Source organism: Streptomyces sp. DH12 (genome assembly GCF_020873895.1).
Lineage (GTDB): Bacteria > Actinomycetota > Actinomycetes > Streptomycetales > Streptomycetaceae > Streptomyces.
In genome coordinates this window covers 1-437 of sequence record NZ_JAHWGT010001212.1, presented here as the reverse complement: position 1 = coordinate 437, position 437 = coordinate 1, and the positions used below count along the sequence as shown (strand labels likewise).

Annotated in this window: 1 protein-coding gene; it reads right to left on the bottom strand. The window is 74.1% G+C overall.

The annotated features are described in order from the left end of the window. A partial coding sequence (locus tag LPA54_RS39300) for a LysR substrate-binding domain-containing protein (RefSeq protein ID WP_228985180.1) occupies positions 1–437 on the bottom strand: 437 nt, incomplete at both ends.

The window sequence follows — 437 nt, the reverse complement described above, 5'->3', positions numbered from 1 at the left end:
GGCTGGCGGTGTGCTCCTCGTGCACCTGGAGGTCGAGGCGCGGATAGCGGTCGTGGACCAGCCGCAGCACCGTCGGCAGCAGATACGGCGCCACGGTCGGGATGACGCCGAGCCGCAGCACCCCGGTGAACGGCGCCCGCAGCGCGTCCGCCTCCTCCATGAGCGCGCCGACCTCCGTGAGCACGGACTTGGCGCGGGCGGCGAGCTGCTCGACGGTGACCTCCTCGTCGAGGTGCTGCTCCATCCACACCAGCACCCCGGCGACCGAGTCGCCCCCGGGCTCCGGCAGCGGACGCTCGATGTACTGGGCCTGTCCGCCGTCGCGGTGCGGCGGCACCACCATCCGCCGGGCGATCCGGTTGGCCACCTCCGGGCCCTGCTCCTTGCGCACCAGGTGCAGACACGCGTCGATGCCCGCGGCGGTGCCCGCCGAGGTG